The 17,883-nt window shown below is 37.0% G+C and carries 16 protein-coding genes; 3 read left to right on the top strand and 13 right to left on the bottom strand.

The annotated features are described in order from the left end of the window. Positions 1-24: 24 nt before the first annotated feature. The 4 genes from ATZ35_RS10155 to ATZ35_RS10140 all read right to left on the bottom strand — a co-directional run bounded on the left by ATZ35_RS10155 (position 25) and on the right by ATZ35_RS10140 (position 4,121). Entirely contained in the window at positions 25-726 is a 702-nt protein-coding gene (locus ATZ35_RS10155) for a response regulator transcription factor (protein ID WP_208927139.1), read from the bottom strand. 13 nt (positions 727-739) lie between these two features. Beyond that, complete coding sequence (locus tag ATZ35_RS10150) at positions 740-2,203, bottom strand: sensor histidine kinase (protein ID WP_208927138.1); 1,464 nt, start codon at positions 2,201-2,203, stop codon at positions 740-742. Between the two features lie 66 nt (positions 2,204-2,269). Then, positions 2,270-3,235: a DUF4822 domain-containing protein gene (locus tag ATZ35_RS10145; protein ID WP_208927137.1), complete on the bottom strand. Its 966-nt coding sequence runs from the start codon at positions 3,233-3,235 to the stop codon at positions 2,270-2,272. Between the two features lie 178 nt (positions 3,236-3,413). Beyond that, on the bottom strand, positions 3,414-4,121 hold the full coding sequence (locus ATZ35_RS10140; RefSeq protein WP_208927136.1) for a DUF975 family protein: 708 nt from the start codon (positions 4,119-4,121) through the stop codon (positions 3,414-3,416). Positions 4,122-4,466: 345 nt separating this feature from the next. Here ATZ35_RS10140 and ATZ35_RS10135 point away from each other — a divergent pair, with 345 nt between their 5' ends. Further along, positions 4,467-4,958 carry a DUF3955 domain-containing protein gene (locus ATZ35_RS10135; protein ID WP_208927135.1) on the top strand — a complete coding sequence of 164 codons (492 nt, stop codon included), beginning with the start codon at positions 4,467-4,469 and terminating at the stop codon, positions 4,956-4,958. Between the two features lie 56 nt (positions 4,959-5,014). Here ATZ35_RS10135 and ATZ35_RS10130 read toward each other — a convergent pair whose 3' ends face one another. The 8 genes from ATZ35_RS10130 to ATZ35_RS10095 all read right to left on the bottom strand — a co-directional run bounded on the left by ATZ35_RS10130 (position 5,015) and on the right by ATZ35_RS10095 (position 14,006). After that, complete coding sequence (locus ATZ35_RS10130) at positions 5,015-6,400, bottom strand: aldehyde dehydrogenase family protein (protein ID WP_208927134.1); 1,386 nt, start codon at positions 6,398-6,400, stop codon at positions 5,015-5,017. A 73-nt stretch (positions 6,401-6,473) separates the two neighbouring features. Beyond that, positions 6,474-6,872 carry a hypothetical protein gene (locus ATZ35_RS10125; RefSeq protein ID WP_208927133.1) on the bottom strand — a complete coding sequence of 133 codons (399 nt, stop codon included), beginning with the start codon at positions 6,870-6,872 and terminating at the stop codon, positions 6,474-6,476. A 166-nt stretch (positions 6,873-7,038) separates the two neighbouring features. Beyond that, the gene (gene eno / locus ATZ35_RS10120; protein ID WP_010771434.1) at positions 7,039-8,337 is read right to left on the bottom strand and encodes a phosphopyruvate hydratase; all 1,299 of its coding nucleotides are present in this window, start codon (positions 8,335-8,337) and stop codon (positions 7,039-7,041) included. Between the two features lie 158 nt (positions 8,338-8,495). Continuing rightward, entirely contained in the window at positions 8,496-9,251 is a 756-nt protein-coding gene (gene tpiA, locus ATZ35_RS10115) for a triose-phosphate isomerase (RefSeq protein WP_208927132.1), read from the bottom strand. A 163-nt stretch (positions 9,252-9,414) separates the two neighbouring features. After that, positions 9,415-10,608 carry a phosphoglycerate kinase gene (locus ATZ35_RS10110; RefSeq protein WP_208927131.1) on the bottom strand — a complete coding sequence of 398 codons (1,194 nt, stop codon included), beginning with the start codon at positions 10,606-10,608 and terminating at the stop codon, positions 9,415-9,417. Positions 10,609-10,743: 135 nt separating this feature from the next. Continuing rightward, positions 10,744-11,745 carry a type I glyceraldehyde-3-phosphate dehydrogenase gene (gene gap / locus ATZ35_RS10105; protein ID WP_010763065.1) on the bottom strand — a complete coding sequence of 334 codons (1,002 nt, stop codon included), beginning with the start codon at positions 11,743-11,745 and terminating at the stop codon, positions 10,744-10,746. 40 nt (positions 11,746-11,785) lie between these two features. Further along, positions 11,786-12,823: a sugar-binding transcriptional regulator gene (locus tag ATZ35_RS10100; RefSeq protein WP_208927130.1), complete on the bottom strand. Its 1,038-nt coding sequence runs from the start codon at positions 12,821-12,823 to the stop codon at positions 11,786-11,788. A gap of 307 nt (positions 12,824-13,130) precedes the next feature. After that, positions 13,131-14,006, bottom strand: a complete 876-nt coding sequence (locus ATZ35_RS10095) for a YitT family protein (RefSeq protein WP_208927129.1) — start codon at positions 14,004-14,006, stop codon at positions 13,131-13,133. A 232-nt stretch (positions 14,007-14,238) separates the two neighbouring features. On the opposite strand from ATZ35_RS10095, the gene ATZ35_RS10090 reads away from it, so the two are divergent. Together ATZ35_RS10090 and ATZ35_RS10085 are read left to right on the top strand one after the other, a co-directional pair. Further along, positions 14,239-15,693 carry a glycoside hydrolase family 1 protein gene (locus ATZ35_RS10090; RefSeq protein ID WP_208927128.1) on the top strand — a complete coding sequence of 485 codons (1,455 nt, stop codon included), beginning with the start codon at positions 14,239-14,241 and terminating at the stop codon, positions 15,691-15,693. Then, the gene (locus ATZ35_RS10085; RefSeq protein WP_208927127.1) at positions 15,693-17,036 is read left to right on the top strand and encodes a PTS sugar transporter subunit IIC; all 1,344 of its coding nucleotides are present in this window, start codon (positions 15,693-15,695) and stop codon (positions 17,034-17,036) included. Before ATZ35_RS10090 ends, ATZ35_RS10085 begins: the two co-directional genes overlap by 1 nt. A 21-nt stretch (positions 17,037-17,057) precedes the next feature. Here the strand turns inward: ATZ35_RS10085 and ATZ35_RS10080 are convergent, their stop codons facing one another. Then, positions 17,058-17,849 (bottom strand): ankyrin repeat domain-containing protein, encoded by a 792-nt coding sequence (locus ATZ35_RS10080; RefSeq protein WP_208927126.1) that lies wholly within the window; start codon positions 17,847-17,849, stop codon positions 17,058-17,060. Between the last annotated feature and the right edge of the window lie 34 nt (positions 17,850-17,883).

Below are 17,883 nucleotides of genomic sequence, written 5' to 3'. Positions count from 1 at the left end.
AAATTTCTCCTTTTGGTCTTCTTATTAGGCATTAAAACGATAGCCGCTGCCCCAAATAGTTTCAATCGGAATCTCCGACAATCTGCCTTTTTTTAGTTTTTCTCTAATTCGCCCTACATGCACAACTACTGTATAAATATCACTATCAAGCTCATCCATATCCCAAACTTGTCGAAAAAGTTGTTCTTTCATCCAGACACGATTCGGATGCTCCATGAAAAAAAGTAGTAAATCAAATTCTTTGGTTGGAAAAAGGATTTCCTTCCCTAAAACAAAGACTCTACGAGCACTTTTATCGATCATAATTGCTCCTCTTTCCACTGTATCATTAACTGGATCAGTTCGAGTCAATAGCTGATAACGTTTGATGTGTGCTTGAACACGAGCAACTAATTCGCTTGGACTAAATGGTTTTGTCATATAATCATCTGCGCCTAGACCTAAGCCTCTGACCTTATCGATATCTTCTTTTTTAGCAGAAACGATCATCAATGGAATATTTTTCTTTTCTCTAATACGGCGACAAATTTCAAAACCATCCATTGATGGTAGCATGATATCAATCACAATCAAATCAAATTCTTCCGTTAAAGCTCGATTCAGACCAACCAATCCATCACGGGCAATTTCGGCTTTCATTTGATTGATTTCTAAATAATCTTTTTGCAATTCTGCAATACTTACATCATCTTCAATCAGTAAAATTCGGGATACTTCCTTTGACATCTGGCTGTCCTCCTCAAGCTTTTTTTAGTAAAATCGTGACCGTTGTTCCTTGGTGCAGTTCACTTTCGATTAGCACCTGTCCTTTATGCATATCGATGATTTGCTTTACGATGGCAAGACCTAGACCGCTACCACCAGTATTCGTTGGCCGTGCTTCTTCTCCCCGATAGAAATGATCAAAAACAAACGGTAACTGTTCAGCTGAAATACCTTGTCCGTTATCAGATACACGAACTTCCACCCTTTCAGAGGTTTCAGATATAGCGATCTGAATTGACAGCGGTCGATTATGCGCTTTAAATTTCAAGCTATTTTGGAGCAAATTGATGAACACTCGATTTAACTGCATCCGATCTGCCAAAACATTGCTTACCATTGTTCCTTGAGTAGATAATTGAATTGACACTTGCGTTTCTTGTAACTGAAATTCTTCAATAATATGTTTTAAAAACTCATTGAGATTGATTCGTTCAAAGTGAAACGGAATTGCGGCTGCATCTAATTTAGAATATAAAAAGAGTTCTTCAATCAAATCATTCAATGAGAGAGCTTTGGTGTGGATCGTTTGTAAGTATTTGTCACGTTTCTCTGGTGAATCCGCTACTCCGTCCAACAATCCTTCAACATAACCGATGATTGAAGTGATCGGTGTTTTGAGATCATGGGAGATACTGGCAACAAGCTCTTTACGGTTATTTTCAAGTTTTCCTTGTTCTTCTGTTGAATGAAGCAACGCTTCCCGCATCTTTTCAAAATCATCCGTCAACTGCTTCACTTCCATCGCAGTTTGTTTCACAGGTCTATCCACAGAGGTCTCCAAATAGCCATTACTGATTTCTGACATCCCTACGCCAAGCTTTTCCAATGGTTGGATAATTGTTTTCTTTAATAGATGATTTAGAAAAAATAGTCCGCCAAGTGCCACTAGCACTATCGTTACGATGACCAGTACGCCCCACTTTGTCATAAATTCTAAAAAGTTATTTTCTTTTTTTAAAACTAATAAGCTTCCCGGTACTTGATCACTAAAATAAAAATCAAATTTCATATAACGGTACAAACGCCCCGCATTGTCGATCGTTCCTCTAGTTTCAATATTATTAGCATCAAATTGGGGAAAGTGGACAATCAGTGATTTTTCTACTAAATCCTGAGAATAATAGGCGATCGTTGCTTCCTTACGTACAACGACACCCAAGGCTTCTTTTTCAAATGTTTGGATCATTTCTTTTAACTCACCAGTTGGTTCAAGTAATTGATCAGGATCAGATTTTGCTATATTGCGTAATTTGATGTAGGCTAGTTCTTCCTCTGGGCTTAATGAGCGTTGCTGTGTAAACGTCTTATACAAACTACTAGGAGTTGGTACTTTCCCAGTTGTCACATAAAAAACAATACTGATGATTGAAAAAAGTGAAAGACAAGCGATTGCTATACCGCCAATATATGAAATGAGAAATCGTTTTTTTATGGTCATTTTTTTCTCCTTTACTTTCATTTATAGAGGAAACAATCGCTTTGCTTCACTTCTGTTCAGACATTTTTAGAAACTAAACGCAGGATTGAATGCGCCTGTGTAAGGTTCATGTTCTACAAATACTGTGATATCTTGACCTGCTTGATTTTTTCCAGTTCGTTTATAGGTGAATTTCTTGCTGTTCAACTCAGTTAATTCTAGCGCTGTACCATATTTATTTTGACCAATCGATACATGAGCCCGGATTTTATTATGGTTTAATACGTCAAAGTAACCAAAGTCACCACGACTAGCACCCGTCTCTAAATTGAAGAATTCATATTTATTCGTGTCTGCAGCAAATTTTGCTAAACTAATAAAGTTTTTATTGAAGGCTGTTACATCATTGCCCGATTCATCCAACACTTTAGTTCCGTTCCATAATGTTTGACCTAAAATAGTCGCACCAGCTGTTTTTGTATCAATTTTGCCTGTAGTTGTATCTAATGGTTTTTCTTTCTCCGTAAAAGTTAACTTACTTTTATTATACGGGATATGTTCTACAAATACATCTACTTCATTTCCTGCTTTGTCTTTGCCTTTTCTAGTGTAAGTAAATTTTTTATTCGTCAATTCAGTAAGACCAACAACTGCTTGATAATTCATGGTTTCAGAAATCAAAATTCGTTTTGTACCATCATTTGTAATGAAGAATGTACCACGGTCACCACGGCTTTCTTTTGTTTGAGCATCGAAAAATTCATAGCGACCCGTTTCAGCATCATATTTTGCCAAACCGATAAAGTTGGCATTTTCTGCTGTTAAATCATTCTTGTCTTTGTCGTAGACCTTTGTCCCTTGCCAATCAGTTTTACCTAAAATTTTAGTTAGTTTGTCACCTTTCGTTTTGCTATTATCTCGTTTTGACTGCTCCGTTTGTTGCTGGTTACTGTCTTTTGTCCCTATTGTCTCTTGTGCTCCCACGCTACAACCTGCTAATAGTAAAACTAAACTTGAAACACCTGCGATAATTTTTTTGTTTTTCTTGTTCATGATCATTTCTCCCTTCAGTAATAAAACTGTTTTCTTATTGCTTACCTTTATTATAGAAGAGAGATGTAAACAGGTTCTAACAAGAAAATAAACAATTTATAAACAATTTTCTGCTATGTAAGGTGGAACATTTTCATCACAAAAAAACCAGAAGTCATAAACTTCTGGTTTAACTAGCTTAAATCGCTGCTGTTTTCGGTAAATTTTCATAAAATGCTGCTTTGGTTGCAGTGATGTATGGCGTTAACCATAAATAACCGATTCCTAATGTTAACATTGCTAGGATATGCCAACCGATAAAGCTTAGGTCTAATAAGAACAATTGTCCTTTATAACCATTCATAAGCTTTCTGCTACGAGTGATTGAATCTAAGAATCCTGGACGTAATCCGGTTTCTTCATAACCATCATAATAAACAAAATACGCTTGTGAATAAGAATAACCTTTGATAATTCCTGGGATAATCAATAGTAATGACCAAAGTGTAACAAAGACAAGTGTTAATAGACTAATACAAATGACACCTAAAATCACAGGTCCTGCGAAACCACGAAATGCATCTGAAAAAGGGTTGATTTCTTGTTTTTTTCCTCTTAAAAGATCAAGGAATGTCCAAGAAATACCAGCACTAAACAATGCACCTATAACGCCACCAAAGAAACCTCCACCGCCGCCACCAGAACTACCTTCGTAGCTTGAAGTGCCGTTTACAAAATCAGGGTTGTTTTGAACGAATGTGATGGTTGGTAATAATAGTAGAAAAAATATAAGTAGTCCAATTGCAATTGAAACTAATGTCGGTACCAAACACATCAACACACTGTCTTTCCAACGTCCACGTAAAACGTCTTTCGCTTCATTTTTTAATTCAGCTCTTGTTTTCATAAAATTTTCCTCCTTTCGTTTCATTAATTTTAGTATAACAAATAAATCATCTTAAAAGAAAACATATGCATTTTACCATTTTTTATTTGATACAAATTATTCCATTTCTAATTAAGTTACCCTATTTCAACCTATTATAAACAGGAGATGCTATAATTTATTTATATAAAAAAATTTACCACTTCGACTGGATCTGCTAAGCACAAAAAAACGTATTTTCACAGCTAAACTGGCGAAGCAAGCAACTCTTTCCTTCTATATTACTCAGTCTGCAAGCTATGCTTTCTTGAATATCACAAGATATCGCTTTATGCTTAAGGTACATTAACGAAAGGAATTTAGACGATGGAATTTGGAGACAAGATCAAAGAGTTAAGAACAAAAAATCAGTTCACACAAGAACAATTTGCGATCCGTTTGAATGTGACCCGACAAGCGGTCTCAAACTGGGAAAATAACCGGAATCTTCCCGATCTTGAATTATTGATCCTGATTTCTAGTATTTTTCATATTTCGCTTGATGAATTGATTCTAGGAGGAAGTAATGTGAATAATATGACTGAAAAGCTAATCAAGGATGGTAGCAAGACCAGACGAGCAAAACTAAATATGATCACCACATTGATTGGGAGTTTTCTATTATTTTTTGGTTTTGCCTGTTTTTTCATCAAAATGAATTCAGTAGAATATATTGATGCAACAGGCATTTTACACGAAAATTTTTACCTTTTACCGATCGGTTTTCTTTTCCTTTTTGCGGGAATAATTGTCTTTTTAGTAACGGGGATTAGATTTATCATAGAGATTGTCCGTATAAAGGCAGAGAAAACAAACTAAATAAGCTTAAAGCGCAAGTTTAGATAATCTGCGCTTTAAGCTTTATTCTATTCTATTTACAATAAACGTTTGATCCAATCGAATTTCTTCTGATCATAAGGTGGATAAATCAATTTTGCCATTGAGTCTTTTCTACCAAAAACAACCGATTTCTTATGAGAGAATGTTTCAATACTATATTTCCCGTGATAATTCCCCATTCCAGAAGCACCAACTCCTCCAAATGGTAAATCATCGTTGGCTACATGAAGAATCGTTTGATTGATTCCACCACCACCAAATGAAAGTTCATGTAAAATCTGTTTTTGAATTGTTCGATCATCTGAGAATAAATATACTGCTAAAGGTTTCTCCCCTTCTTTAACAAATTGAATGGCCTCACTTAATTGACCATATGTGCAGATTGGTAATAAAGGGCCAAATATTTCTTCTTTCATCAAACTATTCTCACGAGTCAAGCCAATGTCAAATAGACTTGGAGCGACAAATCTTGTTTTCTGATCATACTCTCCTCCATAAATAAGGGAGTGACGATTTTCCTCGATTAATTGGATAAACTTATCAATCGCTGAGCCCTGAACGATACGACCATAGTCTAGATTTTCTTGAATCGATTGACCGTAGAATTCGATAATTTTTTCTTTCAAGGCTTTGATGAGTTGGCTTTTGACCTTTTCATCCACTAAGACATAATCTGTTGCAATGCATGTTTGACCAGTATTCAATAATTTACTCCAAATGATTCGTTCAGCTGCAATTTCTATGTCAGCTTGTTCCGTTACGATTGCTGGACTTTTCCCTCCAAGCTCTAAGACAACTGGCGTTAAGTGTTTGGCAGCAGCTTCCATCACAATTTTCCCGACTTTAGTACTTCCTGTAAAAAAGATGAAATCCATACGCTCTTTTAAGACTGACGCATTATCAATAGAATTGGGCGATAGCACTTTGACATATTCCTCATCAAACGTTTCTCCAAGAATTGCACCAATCACCGCTGCTACATTGGGTGTTTTTGATGATGGTTTTACAATAGCACAATTACCAGCAGCCAGAGCTCCTATCAAAGGAACTAGCGTCAACTGAAGTGGATAATTAAAGGGACCGATAATATAGACCGTTCCGAAAGGCTCTAAGAAAACCGTATTTTTGTTTAGTAAAGATGAAACTGCTCTTGGTTTATTTACAGGTTTCGTCCATTTATCCAGATTTTTGAGCATATCATTAATGGCAGAAAGAACTAGACCTAATTCGGTAGCGTATACTTCTGCTTTAGGTTTTTTAAGATCCTTTTCAAAAGCCCAATAGAAATCTTCTTCGTGTTTTTTAACGTTTTTTAGGAGTTGTTCAAGTTGCTCTTTTCTATACGAGATCGATTTTGTTTGGTTTATGTTAAAAAAAGTACGTTGCTTTTTCATAATTGCTTGGAGATCTGATTGGTTCATTATAGGTCCTCCTCATTTTCTTTTAAGTATAGCACCGATTTTTTCTTTTTGATAATCATTCCTCATATATCGTTCATATCTTTTTCAGCTGGATTGGTGCTAAATCTCCACCTACCATTAGTTCGTCACTATTTTGCTCAATTTCATAGCTAGGATAAACAATCAGTTCATCTTCTTTTACTTCAAAAATGTAATGAACTGTTTTATCGTTTTGTTTATGTGTAAAAACTTTATTCTCTTTTGTATAGTCAATCTCTAATTCGGTTGAATTGAAAATCAACCTATTTTCTTCGTAGACTATTTTATAGTTTCCATAATCATAACTATCTGCTAGCCAAGAACCTGCTAATTTATGTACCAATCGTTTGTCTACAGCTTTTTTAGCAACTTTTTCGACTTTCTTATTGGAGGAACAGGCCGTTAGGATAATTGAAAGACCGATTATAAATATACCCCTTAAAAACTTTTCCATTTCGTTATCCTCTCCTTTAAAATGGCAATTGAATTACTATCAGTATAACTGAAAAAAGAGACAAAAAAACACCTCTTGTTAAAACAAGAGGTGTTTTACGTATGAGTATAAGGAGAAAAGATGAAAAAAATCAGTTGTCCCTTTTTGCTTTATGATCAATTAAAAATTATTTGTTTTTTAAGTTGTAGAAAGATTTCAAGCCTTTGTATTCAGCAACTTCGCCTAATTGGTCTTCGATACGTAATAATTGGTTGTATTTTGCAATACGGTCAGTACGTGATAGAGAACCAGTTTTGATTTGACCAGCGTTTGTTGCAACAGCGATATCAGAGATTGTTGAATCTTCTGTTTCACCTGAACGGTGAGATACAACTGCAGTGTAGCCAGCTTCTTTCGCCATTTCGATTGCTTCAAATGTTTCAGTTAAAGTACCGATTTGGTTCACTTTGATAAGGATTGAGTTTGCGATTCCTTTTTCAATACCTTCAGCTAATTTAGTTGTGTTTGTAACGAATAAATCGTCACCAACTAATTGAACTTTGTCGCCTAATGCAACAGTTAATTTTTTGAAACCATCCCAGTCATTTTCATCTAATCCATCTTCGATTGAGATGATTGGGTATTTCGCACATAATTCTTCGTAGAATGCGATCATTTCTTCAGTTGTTTTTTCGCCTTCGCCTGAATCAGCTAAAACGTAAACGCCTTTTTCTTTATCGTAGAATTCAGAAGAAGCAGCATCCATAGCTAGAACGATATCTTTACCAGGTACATAGCCAGCTTTTTCGATTGCTTCGATGATTACTTCAAAACCTTCTTCGTTTGAACCAAGGTTAGGAGCAAATCCACCTTCGTCACCTACAGAAGTAGCTAATCCACGAGCTTTTAAGATTCCAGCTAATGCGTGGAATACTTCAGCACCATAGCGTAAAGCTTCTTTGAATGTAGGAGCGCCTACAGGCATGATCATGAATTCTTGGAAGTCGATACTGTTGTCAGCATGAGATCCACCATTGATGATGTTCATCATTGGAGTTGGCAATACTTTAGTATTGAATCCGCCTAAGTAGTGGTATAAAGGTACTTCTAGGTAATCAGCAGCAGCACGAGCTACAGCGATTGAAACACCAAGAATAGCGTTTGCGCCTAATTTACCTTTGTTAGGAGTTCCATCTAAATCGATCATTGCTTTATCAATTGCCATTTGGTCACGTACATCGTAGCCAATGATTGCTTCAGCGATGATGTTATTTACGTTGTCAACTGCTTTAACAACCCCTTTACCTAAGTAACGAGCTTTGTCGCCATCACGTAATTCAACCGCTTCGTACTCACCAGTTGAAGCACCAGATGGAACCATTCCACGACCAAAAGCTCCGCTTTCAGTGTATACTTCTACTTCGATTGTTGGGTTACCGCGTGAGTCTAAGACTTCGCGTGCATAAACATCAGTAATAATTGACATGTTTTGTCTCTCCTTTGAGTTTGTTTTATACTAAGGGGATTCGATTCCCTTAATTATGATTGTAGTGAATAAACGCGCGCTATGCAAACATTTTTTGCATAATTCATAGAATATTCAATGAAACTTCGATTAATCGCGTATATTGATATAAGACGTGATTATTTAACGGCATCTAACAATGCTAAGAATGAATCAGCTTCTAAGCTTGCTCCGCCGACTAAAGCACCATCAACGTTTTCTTTTGCCATATATTCAGCAATGTTTTCAGGTTTCACAGAACCGCCGTATTGGATACGTACAGCTTCTGATACTTCTTTACCGTATAATTTTTCAACTGTTGCACGTACAACACCACAGATTTCATCCGCGATGTTTGCATCAGCAGATTTACCAGTTCCGATTGCCCAGATTGGTTCATAAGCAATGACCATTGAAGATACTTGCTCATTTGATAAACCAACTAAACCATTTGTGATTTGGCCTTCGATCCACTCAGCAGTTTTGCCTGCTTCGTATGTTTCTAAAGATTCACCACAACAGAAGATTGGTGTCATGTTGTTTGCAAAAATTGCTTTGGCTTTTTTGTTGATGTCTTCGTCTGTTTCGTGGAAATACTCACGACGTTCAGAGTGACCAATGATGACATAGTCAACACCTAAATCTGCAAGAGCCGCTGGAGATGTTTCACCAGTGAATGCACCTGAGTTTTCCCAGTAGCAGTTTTGTGCAGAGATTTTTAATTCAGTTCCTTTAGCCGCTTCTACTAATTCTTGTAAGAATAAAGCTGGAGAACCGATAACAGAATCTACTGAACTATTTGCAGGAATTTTTGTTTTTACTGCTTCTGCAAAAGCCTTCGCTTCTGAAGCAGTTTTGTTCATTTTCCAGTTACCAGCAATAATTGGTTTACGCATGGAAAAGCACATCCTTTTCTTATTTGTGGTGTGGATTGGTCGAACCAATCCAGATTCACAAGCCAGATCTCTTCGGTTTTACTGACTAAAAATTCATGATCAAAAGCATCGCTAAAATTTTTCTCCAGTAATACTTAAGATCTAAATGGCTTGTTCAACTTTTTTACTTATCGTTAATTGCCGCTAGACCTGGTAATTCTTTACCTTCTAGTAATTCTAAGCTTGCGCCCCCACCTGTTGAAATGTGAGTGAATTTATCAGCAAAGCCTAATTGAATTGCAGCTGCAGCAGAGTCTCCTCCACCGATGATTGTTGTTGCGTCTTCTAAGTTAGCAATTGCTTCACATACACCGATTGTCCCTTTAGCAAAGTTGCTCATTTCGAATACGCCCATTGGTCCGTTCCAAACAACTGTTTTTGCACCTTCTAATTCTTTAGTAAACAATTCAATTGATTTAGGTCCAATGTCTAAGCCCATGTAACCTTCTGGTACAGCTTCGCCATCAGTGATAACAGTTTCAACATCATTACTGAATTCATTAGCACATACTGAATCGATTGGTAATACTAGTTTGTCACCAGCTTTTTCGATCAATTCTTTTGCTAAAGCAACTTTATCTTCTTCAACAAGTGAATTACCAATTTCGATTCCTTTTGCTTTGTAGAACGTATATGTCATTCCGCCGCCGATAAGGATTTTGTCTGCTTTAGAAATCAAGTTTTCGATAACGCCGATTTTGTCAGAAACTTTTGCGCCACCTAAAATCGCTACAAATGGACGTTTAGGTGCAGTTACTGCTTCACCGACGAATTTGATTTCTTTTTCCATTAAGAATCCAGCAACTGTTGGAATACCAGTTGATGCGATTCCTACGTTTGAAGCGTGCGCACGGTGAGCCGTACCAAATGCATCATTCACAAATACATCACCTAAAGAAGCCCAGTATTTACCTAATTCAGCATCATTTCCGCTTTCTTTTTTACCATCGATATCTTCAAAACGAGTGTTTTCAAACACTAAAACGTCGCCGTCTTTCATGTTGTTAACAGCTGTTTCTAATTCAGTTCCGCGAGTTTCAGGAACGAATGTTACTGGTTTGCCCAATAATTGGCCTAAACGTTCTGCTACTGGTTTTAATGATTTGCCAGCTTTATCTTCTTCTGTTTTCACACGACCTAAATGAGAGAATAAAATTGCTTTCCCGCCATTTTCGATTACGTATTTGATTGTTGGAAGTGCTGCAACGATACGGTTATCGTTTGTGATCACGCCATCTTTCAAAGGGACGTTAAAGTCAACACGTACAAGAACTTTTTTGTCTTTTAAGTCTACATCTTTGATAGTCTTTTTAGCCATTAAAAGTTACCCCTATCTAATTTTATTTTTGAAAAGAATGATTTTCTTAACCTTATAAAAAAAGCGAGGAAGCGCGATGCTTCCCCGCTTATTATTTCACAGTTGTTCAAATTTCACTAATGATAAGAACGAATCTTATAAGTTAGCGAAGTACTCTAAAGTACGAACTAATTGTGCAGTATAAGACATTTCGTTGTCGTACCAAGCAACAGTTTTCACTAATTGTTTGTCGCCAACAGTCATTACTTTAGTTTGAGTAGCATCGAATAATGAACCGAAAGTCATACCTACGATATCAGAAGATACGATTTGATCTTCGTTGTATCCGTATGATTCGTTAGCTGCTTTAGCCATTACTTCGTTTACTTCTTCAACTGTTACGTTTTTGTCAAGAACTGTTACTAATTCAGTTAATGAACCAGTTGCTACAGGAACACGTTGAGCAGCTCCGTCTAATTTACCATTTAATTCTGGGATAACTAGACCGATTGCTTTAGCAGCACCAGTAGTGTTAGGTACGATGTTTTCTGCTGCAGCACGTGCACGACGGAAGTCTCCACCAGGGTGTGGTCCATCAAGAGTCATTTGGTCACCTGTGTAAGCGTGGATTGTAGTCATAAGACCTTCAACAACACCAAAGTTGTCTTGTAAAGCTTTAGCCATAGGAGCTAAACAGTTAGTAGTACATGAAGCACCTGAGATAACTGTTTCTTTACCTGTTAAGATATCGTGGTTAGTGTTGTAAACGATTGTTGGTACGTCATTTCCGCCTGGAGCAGAGATAACAACACGTTTAGCACCAGCTTTTAAGTGTAATTCAGCTTTTTCTTTTGAAGTGAAGAATCCAGTACATTCAAGAACGATATCTACGCCTAATTCGCCCCATGGTAATTCTTCTGGGTTGCGGTTAGCAAGAACTTTAACTTCTTTACCGTTAACGTTGAAAGATCCATCATGAACTTCAACAGTTCCGTTGAAACGTCCTTGAGTTGTGTCATATTTTAACAAGTGAGCTAACATTTTAGCATCTGTTAAATCGTTGATTGCTACTACTTCGATTCCTGCTACATCTTGGATACGACGGAATGCTAAGCGTCCGATACGTCCAAATCCATTAATACCTACTTTAACTGTCATTAAAGATTTCCTCCTTATGAAAATCAAAAATTTTTTTATTTTAAAGGGTTACCCCTTTTAAAATCTCATTTGCAGCAGCTTCATCTGTGATGAGCCACGTTTGTTTTGGTGCATTTTTCATATATGCCCGAATTGCTTTAGCTTTTGTCTTACCGCCCGCAATTGCAACGACATTTGGAATTTTTTGTACATCCTTCAACTGAAGTCCGATTCGAGGGATTTTGTAAACCACTTCTCCTTCTTCATCAAAGAAATACCCAAATGATTCTGCCACAGCATTGTTTTGCTTCAACATCACCATTTCATCATCTGACATTTTGCGACGTGCTGCCATATGCAACGCACGACCGATACTATGAACAACACAATTACTTTGTTCAATCAATGTCAGAACTTCTTGGATCGACGGTTCTTGCAACAGTGAATTATACGTTTCAAGACTTAATTGTTCTGGCACATATAATGCTCTATGGTGTCCACCCGTTTTACTAGCCATCACTGCACTTACAGAATTCGCTTGAACGGTCATAGCTTCACCGATCCCGCCACGAGCAGGAACAAATAGATTGTGTCGTTTTTCTGTTTCTAACGACCCCATATGTTCGGCAGTCATTGCCATTGTCGTTCCGCCCATCACAGCAATAATATTCTCACCTTCAGGTAAAATCAAATCCAACGAATCGGTTAAAATATCCCCAAACTCATAAAGAACTTTCTCCTGATTATCACTATTCCCAGCAACAACAATACAACGTTTGATTCCAAAGTATTGGCTAATTTCTTTTTCGACTTGATGCATGCCAAGTAATTGATTCATGACGGATTCTAATCCTTGGTAAACTTCTAAGCCTTTTTCAGTTAAGGTCATACCACTTTTTGAAGTTTCTATCAGTTGTAAGTTTTTCAGAAAATCTGTCTCAGTTCTCAAGACTCGTTCTGTAATCCCCATACTGTCAGATAGACTTCGGCGTCCAATAGGCTGCATCCAGTAAATATTACGAAGAATATGAAATCTTTCCTGCATTACATCGAGCAAATCTGGAGCAACTGCTTCAATCATTTTTAATTCATTTAGCATGATGCGCTCCTTCGTTGGTCTAAAAACGTCCAAGTTAGACTTAAAACGACCTATGAACTTTAAAAAAATAGGATTGATGTTCTTCTTTTTCATTGTTAAATTCTTTAACAGTCATAAAAGCGTCCCTCAATCTTACAAACATAGTTTAACAGTTTTCACTTCTCTTTTCAAGAAAAAGAGATTATTTTTTTGAAATGATCCTTCTATTCTTTGAAAATAGTTCTCCTTTATGTCCATTCAGCTTTTTTGTGAGTGGATGAAACTAAAAAAATCCAGCATTCATCTGGATTTTTTGCCCCTTTCGCTTTTAAAGGTCTTCTTCATAAAAGCGACCAAGAATTTTTACATTATCAGAAATACTCACAAAAGCGGATGGATCAGATTCTTTCATTGCTGATTCCAATGACGGCAATTCATAACGAGTCACGACAGTTAACAGCAAGGTCTGTTTATCATGTCGATAAGCACCTTCTGCTTCATGAATAATCGTGATTCCACGTCTCATTTTTTGCTGAATCCCATCAATGACTGCATCTGGATTTTTTGTAATAATCATCACTTGCATCTTCTTTTGTTTGGTATAAACAGCATCTGTCACTTTCCCGCTTACAAAAATCGACAACGCACTGTAAAACATATACTGCCAACCAAACAAGTATCCTGCAACAAAAATGATCAAGCCGTTAAAGTACATCGAAATCGAACCCACAGAGCGCCCCGTTTTCTTACGTATCGTAATACTGAAAATATCCAAACCACCTGAAGATAAGCCATTTTTCAATGCAAAACCAATACCAGACCCCATCACCGCTCCACCAAAAATAGCACAAATAATCGGATCATTAGAAAGAACGGTTTGCGGAACAATCTGCATAAAAATCGATGTTAAGGTCACCGTCAAAAAAGTGAAGACTGTAAATTTTTTCCCGATTTTAAGCCAAGCAACAAAAAATAATGGAATGTTCAGCGCATATAAGGTAATCGAAACAGGGACTTTAAAGCCTACGACTTTTGTTGATAAGGTCGTCAAAATCTGCGCTAATCCAGTAATCCCGCTGGAATAAATATTACCTGGTTGATAAAAGAAGTTCATCGCAACAGATGCCAAGATCGCATAAACGATCGATACTGAAAGTTTTGTCGTGTAATCATGGACAGGTAAACTTTCGAAGAATTTTTTCATGTAGAAATAGCCTCACTTTACTTGATTCATTTGATTCTCATTATACGTGGTTTAGGGTAAGAAAAAAAGCACTATCGCTTAAATAGAAAAAAAAGTATGGCTGTTTTTTTATTTTAATTTGAGCATTTCATAATCTTGCAATACGTTGCACATTGAAGAAAAACGCTTACAAATTCTAATTTCTTCCGCTATTATCGAATTGTACAAAACAATAGTGAAATGAGGAATGATCATGCGACACTTAGAATTAGAACAGTTTCCTGAAACATTTTTATGGGGGAGTGCTTCTGCTGCTTATCAAGTTGAAGGAGCTTATCAAGACGATGGAAAAGGGTTTTCTGTCTGGGATACTTTTGTTAAACAACCTGGTACGACCTTTAAAAATACCAATGGAAATGTTGCAGTTGACCACTATCATCGCTTTAAAGAAGATGTTGCTCTGATGGCAGAACTTGGGTTGAAAGCCTATCGTTTTTCTATCGCCTGGTCACGGATTTTCCCAAATGGCAAAGGGCAAGTCAATCAAGCAGGATTGAATTTTTATAGTCAACTAATTGATGAGCTATTAGCCCACAACATTGAACCAGTCGTAACTATTTATCATTGGGATCTTCCTCAAGCATTGCAAGATGAGTATGGTGGCTGGGAGTCACGTCAAATCATTGACGATTTTACAAACTATGCCACCCTTTTATTTGATACGTTTTCTGATAGAGTGAATTATTGGATAAGTTTGAATGAACAAAATGTGTTTATCACTCATGGTTATTTGCTAGGTACTCATCCTCCTGCGGTTCGAGATGTTAAACGAATGTTTGCAGCAAATCATATTGCCAACCTTGCCAATGCTTCGGTGATCAAAGCATTTAAAAACGGTGGCTATTCAGGTCAGATTGGTCCAAGCTTTAATTATGGTCCTGCTTATGCTTTTGATAGCGATCCATTGAATGTCTTAGCCAAGATTGATACTGAAGAGCTGATGGGCTTTTTCTGGCTGGATGTCTATGCAACTGGTAAATATCCTCGTACCGTTATCAAACAACTAGAAAAAATCCAATTAGCACCTGTTATAACCAAAGCGGATCAACAATTATTAGCAAGCGGTATTCCTGATTTTATTGGACTGAATTATTATCAAACAGCAACCGTTAAAGCGAGTACCTCAGATACATTATCAGGTGATATGAGTATGAACAACTCTGGTAAAAAAGGAACCAGCAAAGAACTGGAAATTCCTAGAGTCAGTAAATTTGTTAAAAACCCGTATCTTAAACAAACGAATTGGGATTGGACGATCGATCCTGTCGGTATTCGGGTAGCGTTAAGAACGATTGAAAGCCGGTATCAATTGCCAGTACTGATCACTGAAAATGGTCTAGGAGAATATGACAAATTAGAAAATGGAAAAATCCACGATCCTTATCGAATCGAATACCTGCAAAAGCACTTACAAGAGATCCAAGAAGCAATCACAGATGGTGTACAAGTTTTAGGGTACTGCACTTGGAGTTTCACTGATTTACTTAGTTGGTTGAACGGGTATCAAAAACGATATGGTTTTGTTTATGTTGATCGGGATGAATCGTCTGAACGTACCTTAACTCGTTATAAAAAAGATAGTTTTTATTGGTATCAAAAGGTGATTGAAACGAACGGTGATTATTTAAAGGAAATGGGGAATAAATAATGGAGACTTTAGAAAAATTTCTGAACAAGTTTATTGGTCCGATTGCTCAAAAAATGAATGGGAGTAAATTTTTTAGCGCGTTAGCTGAAGCCTTTATGCGAACAACACCAATCACGTTAGGTGTGGCTTTACTGATGATCATCGGGAACTTTCCGATTCCTCAATGGATCGAATTTTTAGCTAAAACAGGTATGACAGCACATTTCAATGCAGCATTAGGTGCTACTATCAATTTGCTTTCAGTTTATGTAACATTTAACTTCGCCTATATCTATTCTAAAAAAGAAGGTCATGATCCACTCCCTGCTGGTCTTTTAGCTATTGGTTCCTTCTTCATTTTGATGCCGCAAATGATCCAAACTTATACCTTGGAAAAAGCCATTACTGAATTTCCTGCCCAGACGGTCGTTACAGCGAGTACTAATGTAGAAGCATTTGCTAGTCAATATACTGGTGGCACGGGCTTATTTGTGGCAATTATTGTTGGTTATTTTACCGCTGTTTTATATGGATTTTTGATCAGAAAAAATCTAACGATCAAAATGCCTGACACAGTGCCTTCAAATGTTTCTGAGTCATTAAGTCCTGCCATTTTATCTGGTGTTATTTTAGCAGCCTTTTTCGTTGTTAGAATTATTTTTTCCTTTACACCTTTTGGTAATATTTTCGCGTTTATTACCACATTGATCCAAGCACCACTACAATCGTTAACTGGTTCTCCTATTGCGATCATCCTTATTTTTACTTTGGCGAATATGCTATGGTTTTTCGGTATTCACCCAAATATGGTTTATGGCGTGGTGATGCCAGTCATGACGGCCAATATGTTAGCCAATATGACTGCTTATCAACAACATCAAGAACTGCCTTATCTTGCAATGGCGGTAGTCTCTTATGTTTGTGGAAATTCGTTTGGTGGTCAAGGCAGTACTTACGGTTTAGTGCTTTCTATGTTTACAGCAAAATCCGAGCGATACAAATCTTTATTTAAACTAGCTGGTCCACCAGTTATTTTCAATGTAAATGAACCACTCATTTTCGGGATGCCACTGATGTTAAATCCGTTCTTCTTTGTTCCAATGGTCGCCTCTCCTTTATTGATGGGCGGTATTGCTTGGGGCATGTTATCGATTTTAGATTTTTCCAAGTATAATCCGTTGATTGCTTTACCTTGGACAACGCCGGCACCTATTGCAATGGCACTGAAAGGTGGATTTAACTACTTATTGATTTTCATCGTTTTATTGATCGTCAATGTACTTGTATGGTATCCATTCTTCAAGATGGCCGATAAAAAGGAATACTTACTGGAACAAGAAAATTCAAAAACAGCAGAGGGTTAAGCCTCTGCTGTTTTGTCACTATTAATATGAACGAAGTGTATTCAACATTTCTGTATAGCCTAAACTTCTAGCATAGTCTTCAGCTGTTCGCCCAGTGTTATCTTTCAATGTCTTATCGGCTCCACCTTCTAACAAAACTTTGACGATTTGTTGATAAATTTCAGATCCGTCTTTTAACGCAACTGCTTCGATCAACGCTGTATAACCGTAATTATTTTGATGATTAATATCTGCTCGACCATCTTTTAATAACAGTTTCACATTTTCAAGATGACCTTTTTCAGCTGCTGGAATCAAAGCGTTCCCACCAAAGCGATTCACTTTTTGTTGATCTGGCACTTGTTTGTCCAACATGTATGCTAAAATTTCTGTTTTCCCTTGGGCTCCAGCATAAAGATATGGACTATCCGAAATTTGATCCTGAACATTGATATCAGCACCTGCATCGATCAGTTGTTTGGCGATGTCGATAAAGTTTTCATGTGTTGCGATCAATAGCGGCGTCTCACCTTTATCATTCACTTCATCGATCAGGTAGTGTTTGTCTTGAAGTATTGTTCCTACTTTGGCAGCATCATTTTCTGTCACTGCTTGAATCAATGTCCCAGCTGGAAAGGTTTGATTGGCTTGTTCTGTGCTACTCGTTGAAACTGTTTCTGATTCATTCGTTTGACTTGTACTACTTTTTTCAGTTGTCATACTTGTACTCTCCTTTACCGATTGTTTTGTATCAGCTGTTTTAGGTTGGCACGCCGAAAAAAGAATTAAAGTAAAAAACAGGACTGATATCTTTTGGAATAGCCTTTTAGTCATAGCGCTCCTCCTTTAACTACGTTTAAAAGCTAGT

This window comes from Enterococcus rotai (assembly GCF_001465345.1).
In the GTDB taxonomy this organism is placed as follows: Bacteria; Bacillota; Bacilli; order Lactobacillales; family Enterococcaceae; genus Enterococcus_L; species Enterococcus_L rotai.
Note: the sequence above shows the minus strand (reverse complement) of the source record. Positions and strands in the feature narration are given on the sequence as shown.

Coding starts and splice junctions, on each gene's coding strand:
- ATZ35_RS10110 (WP_208927131.1), bottom strand. CDS start 10,608: ATGGCTAAAAAGACTATCAAAGATGTAGACTTAAAAGACAAAAAAGTT.
- ATZ35_RS10150 (WP_208927138.1), bottom strand. CDS start 2,203: ATGACCATAAAAAAACGATTTCTCATTTCATATATTGGCGGTATAGCA.
- gap (WP_010763065.1), bottom strand. CDS start 11,745: ATGACAGTTAAAGTAGGTATTAATGGATTTGGACGTATCGGACGCTTA.
- tpiA (WP_208927132.1), bottom strand. CDS start 9,251: ATGCGTAAACCAATTATTGCTGGTAACTGGAAAATGAACAAAACTGCT.
- ATZ35_RS10130 (WP_208927134.1), bottom strand. CDS start 6,400: ATGAACCAATCAGATCTCCAAGCAATTATGAAAAAGCAACGTACTTTT.
- ATZ35_RS10140 (WP_208927136.1), bottom strand. CDS start 4,121: ATGAAAACAAGAGCTGAATTAAAAAATGAAGCGAAAGACGTTTTACGT.
- ATZ35_RS10145 (WP_208927137.1), bottom strand. CDS start 3,235: ATGAACAAGAAAAACAAAAAAATTATCGCAGGTGTTTCAAGTTTAGTT.
- ATZ35_RS10125 (WP_208927133.1), bottom strand. CDS start 6,872: ATGGAAAAGTTTTTAAGGGGTATATTTATAATCGGTCTTTCAATTATC.
- ATZ35_RS10135 (WP_208927135.1), top strand. CDS start 4,467: ATGGAATTTGGAGACAAGATCAAAGAGTTAAGAACAAAAAATCAGTTC.
- ATZ35_RS10155 (WP_208927139.1), bottom strand. CDS start 726: ATGTCAAAGGAAGTATCCCGAATTTTACTGATTGAAGATGATGTAAGT.
- ATZ35_RS10080 (WP_208927126.1), bottom strand. CDS start 17,849: ATGACTAAAAGGCTATTCCAAAAGATATCAGTCCTGTTTTTTACTTTA.
- eno (WP_010771434.1), bottom strand. CDS start 8,337: ATGTCAATTATTACTGATGTTTATGCACGCGAAGTCTTAGACTCACGC.
- ATZ35_RS10095 (WP_208927129.1), bottom strand. CDS start 14,006: ATGAAAAAATTCTTCGAAAGTTTACCTGTCCATGATTACACGACAAAA.
- ATZ35_RS10100 (WP_208927130.1), bottom strand. CDS start 12,823: ATGCTAAATGAATTAAAAATGATTGAAGCAGTTGCTCCAGATTTGCTC.
- ATZ35_RS10085 (WP_208927127.1), top strand. CDS start 15,693: ATGGAGACTTTAGAAAAATTTCTGAACAAGTTTATTGGTCCGATTGCT.
- ATZ35_RS10090 (WP_208927128.1), top strand. CDS start 14,239: ATGCGACACTTAGAATTAGAACAGTTTCCTGAAACATTTTTATGGGGG.